The organism is Streptomyces spiramenti (assembly GCF_012034385.1).
GTDB classification, from domain to species: Bacteria; Actinomycetota; Actinomycetes; order Streptomycetales; family Streptomycetaceae; genus Streptomyces; species Streptomyces spiramenti.
In genome coordinates this window covers 1-4041 of record NZ_JAAVJB010000338.1, presented here as the reverse complement: position 1 = coordinate 4041, position 4041 = coordinate 1, and the positions used below count along the sequence as shown (strand labels likewise).

3 protein-coding genes and 1 pseudogene are annotated in these 4041 nt (G+C 72.4%); 3 read left to right on the top strand and 1 reads right to left on the bottom strand.

What is annotated here, in order from left to right; translation table 11 throughout:
* A pseudogene (locus HCJ92_RS22800) lies at positions 1 to 629 on the bottom strand (ParB/RepB/Spo0J family partition protein); the annotation flags it as partial.
* 434 nt (positions 630 to 1063) lie between these two features.
* On the opposite strand from HCJ92_RS22800, the gene HCJ92_RS22795 reads away from it, so the two are divergent.
* The 3 genes from HCJ92_RS22795 to HCJ92_RS22785 form a co-directional block, all read left to right on the top strand.
* Positions 1064 to 1648, top strand: a complete 585-nt coding sequence (locus HCJ92_RS22795; protein ID WP_167935496.1) for a DUF5987 family protein — start codon at positions 1064 to 1066, stop codon at positions 1646 to 1648.
* Complete coding sequence (locus HCJ92_RS22790; RefSeq protein ID WP_167935495.1) at positions 1645 to 3312, top strand: FAD-dependent oxidoreductase; 1668 nt, start codon at positions 1645 to 1647, stop codon at positions 3310 to 3312. Before HCJ92_RS22795 ends, HCJ92_RS22790 begins: the two co-directional genes overlap by 4 nt.
* Positions 3313 to 3358: 46 nt before the next feature.
* The coding region (locus HCJ92_RS22785; RefSeq protein WP_209311477.1) for a carboxymuconolactone decarboxylase family protein at positions 3359 to 4041 on the top strand (683 nt) is incomplete at its 3' end.

Genomic DNA, 4041 nt, shown 5'->3' with positions numbered 1-4041 from the left:
GCTCCGCCGTCCGCGGCGTCACCGCCGGGGTGCGGCGGCGGGACACCGGCCCGCAGGGTCGGTACCGGGCCCGTCGCCGGGGCGGGGGGCGGGACGGCCGGGCTCCGGGGGGAGCCGCCGGGCCGCCGGTCGGCCCCGGGTACCGGGGACTCCCCGCGGAGCAGGCGCTTGCGGACGTCGTGGGCGGTGCCCAACGACAGTCCCGTCTGCTCCACGACGGCCCGCAGGGGCAGACCGGGCTGGGTGAGCATCAGCTCGGCGGCGCGCATCCGTTCGGCGGTGCGGTCCATCGGATGGACCCGGCCGTCGGCTCCGAGCCGCGAGTTCGACCGAGGAGGTTCCTCGGCTGAACGCCTCGTGGCGGCGACAGTCTTCGCGTCGAGCCCGACGCGCCCGGCGACGGTCCTGTCCGACAGCTCCGGGCGGGCACGGAGAATGCGAAGAGCCGCCGATTTGCGGTCCGCCACGGTCAACGGCAGTCCGCGGGCCACATTGTCGGAGACCGAGCGGAGAAAGCTCTCCTCCTCGTCGCCGTCGAAGAAACGAGCGGCTATCACCTCGTGCCCGAGTAATGTCGCGGCGGCAATGCGGTGCATGCCGTCGACGACGCGCATCGTGGCTCGGTTCACCAGTATCGGTGGCAGTGACCGGTGAATATCGGCGAGATGTCGCACATGCTTCTCGTTGATTCCCTGGATGCGAGGGGAATCGGCCGGAAGAAGCTTCCTCATGGGCAGGGCGACGGCGATATCTCGTGTTCGCGGCGCGGGTGCGTGTGCGTCTTCCAACGTTCCCCCAGGATGAGGTATTGCTGGCTCTTCCCGTAATTCCGGGCACAGGTGGGGCCCCGGACCACAGGAACGGTTAGGTAACGCGAGTGGCACAAGCATAACTGGCGTTTCTTTCATGCTCGGTCGAGGCGTCATTCAAACGCCGACTTTGGGCAGTTGCAATGTGCAGAACGCGATGTTCTTGCCTCCCCTTCGTCAGTTGCTTGAAAGAACTCGCTGGTCCTAACGTTCCCCCCGGCCAGTTGTGCCCTTCACCGATACCGGAGGCCGAGTTGCGGACAGAACAGACGGACGGGACGCCGGAACCAGCGGTCGGCGACGCCGAACGCACGCTGGAGGCGTTCGCCGACACCATCGTCCCGGGCGCCCGGCGAAGCCCCGCCGACCGTGCCGTCGCCGGTGCCGCGTCGGGCGGCGGGGCCGTCGAGGCCGGCGCCCTGCACCTCATGCGGTGGGACGCCACCGGCATCAGCGAGGGCCTCGACGGCATGGCCGAGCTGGCGAACGCCCACGCCATCCGGTACGCCGACCAGAACGGGCTGGAACTCGAACCTACCGAACCTCCCTTCGTGGCCCTCCCCTTCGACGCGCGTGCGGCGCTGGTGAACCTCCTGACGAGTCCCGGGCATCCGGAACGCGAGTTCTGGATCCTGCTCGCCCTCTTCGCCAACATGGCCTACGACTCGGCCGCGCACCTCCACACCGCCGATGCGCTACGGGACGGCCACCCGGGTCTCACCGCCATGGGCATGGTGCCACCGGACCCGGACGGTCTGTGGCGTTTCGAGCGTTCCGGTTACGGCCGGCCACTCGCCCGTCTCCACCCCGGAACGACTCCGGAAGGGAGTCCGGAATGACCTCTGCGGTCGAGCGGACAGACGTTCTGGTGGTCGGCAGCGGATTCGGCGGCGCCATCGCCGCCTATCACCTGGCGGCCGGTGGCGCGCGGGTCACCGTACTGGAACGCGGACCCTGGTTGCGCACCGAGGAATTCACCCACGACTACAAACTCGGCTCCTCCTACACCCGCATCTTCGACTTCGTCGTGGGCGACGGAATGAGCGTCCTGGGCGGGAACTGCGTGGGAGGGGGCAGCGTCGTCTACTTCGCCGCCATGCCGCGCGCCCCGCGCTTCGTCTTCGACCGCCGGGGCTCCATCGGGCGCCGCATGTGGCCCCGGTCCGTCAGCCGCGACACCCTCGACCCCTGGTACGACCGGGTGGAGGAGGCGCTGCCGGTCAGTCGGCAGAGCTGGCAGGACGCCTCCTACGCCGGGGGCCTCTGGGCCGCCGCCTGCGACCGCGCCGGCCGCACCGCCAACCCGCTGCCCGCCGCCATCGACACGGACACCTGCGTCAACTGCAACTTCATGATGGCCGGTTGCCGCTTCGACGCGAAGCGCTCGCTCACCACCAACTACCTCCCGGCCGCCATCGCGCACGGCGCCCGGATCAGACCGCTCCACGAGGTGCAGCACCTGACGCGCACGGAGGACGGCGCCTACCGGGTCCACTACGACGTCATCGACGAGGAGGACTACCGGCTCCGCCACGACTCCGGTGTCATCGAGGCCAAGGTGCTCGTCCTCGCCGCCGGCGCGGGAGCCACCCCGGTCATCCTGCAGCGCAGCGCCGCCCACCTCGGGGCGATGCCGCACGCCGTCGGCCGCTACTTCTCCGGCAACGGCGAACGGCTCAACACCGCGGTCGTCGACGAGGCGCGGGCCGCGGAACTGCTCGGGTTGGAACGGGGCCCGGGGCAGCCCGCCTACGGGGCCAACGCCATCGGGCGCGGTCCGACCGTGGCGAGCTGGGACCGGCTCGACGGCAACCTGCCGGAGTACTCCCGGTTCTCGTTGGAGCAGCTCTACTTCCCCCCGGGGCTCGGCACCATCCTCGCCCAGGCGCCCGGCCCCTCGGGGCCCACCTGGTTCGGCCCGGAGAAGAAGGCGCTCCTGGAGCGGTGGTCGTCCTGGCTCACCGTCTTCTCCATGACCGAGGACGACAACGAGGGCGTCTTCGGCGCTCCGCCCGCCACCGGCAACGCGCACCGGATCTCCCAGCAGATGCTCGGCAGGGGCACGCTCTCCTACCGTCCGACCCGGAACACCTGGCGCGGCTGGGAGGAGTCGGACGCCGAGGTCCGCGAGATCCTGGAGCGGGACGGGCTGGCCCGCGTCCTTCCGTGGACCAACGACCTGGTCGGCGCGTACACCGTGCACCCGCTGGCCTCCTGCCGCATGGGTGACGACCCCGACACCTCCGCCCTGGACGACCGCAACGAACTCCGCGGCCACCCGGGCATCTTCGTCACCGACGGCTCCGCCGTGCCCGGCGCGCTGACCGTCAACCCGGCCATGACCATCGCGGCCACCGCCGAACGGGCGGTCCCCGGCATCGTCGCCGCCGCCCGGGAGCGGGGCGTGGACGTCGCCTACGGCGCGCCCGCACCGGACGGCGGCACCGCCGGCCGGGCCGGTGTGCTCCCCCTCCTCAAGGCCGCACCCGCGAGCAGCGCGTGACCCGCCCCGCACCGGCCGTCGCCCGGTCCCGCGCCCAGGAGGCACCGTGCGCCCGGTCCTGAACCTGCTGATGCAGCTCGGCCCCTCCCAGATCCGCGAACTGCCCGCCGTCCGACCCGCCGACGCCCGCGGCGCCACCGCGGCCGTGTACGCACAGATGCGACGGGACTTCGGGCTGATCGCCCCGCCGGTGGCGCTCCACGCCGTCTCGCCCCCGGTCCTGGCCGCCGCCTGGATGCTGCTCCGCGAGACGCTCGTCGCCGACGACGCGGGCCGGACGGCCAAGGAGGTGGTCGCGACCGGGGTGTCGGAGGGCAACTCCTGCCGGTACTGCGCGGAGATCCATGGGGGAGCGGTCTCGGAGCTCACCGGGGGCGGGGACGAGGAAGGCCGTCACCTGGCCGACTGGGCGCGCGAGACCGCGCGGCCGGGGCCCCTGCCGCCGGCCCCGTGTGCCGCGGCGGACCTCCCCGGGGTCATGGGGACCGCGATCGCCTTCCACTACCTGAACCGCATGGTCGAGGTCTTCCTCCCGCCCTCCGCGGTGCCCGCCGCGGCGCCACCGGCCGTGCGACACCGGATCGTGCGGGTCCTCACCTCCGCCACGGTGCGGGAGGTGCCCCCGGCGAGGCCGGGGGAGTCGCTGGAGCTGCTCCCCGACGCGCCGCTCCCACCGGAGTTCGGCTGGGCCGCGCCGTCACCCGCGGTCGCCGGCGCGCTGGCGCGCGC

Bases quoted from the DNA above. Each gene is read 5' to 3' on its own strand.
- HCJ92_RS22790 (WP_167935495.1), top strand. From the start codon at position 1,645: ATGACCTCTGCGGTCGAGCGGACAGACGTTCTGGTGGTCGGCAGCGGA.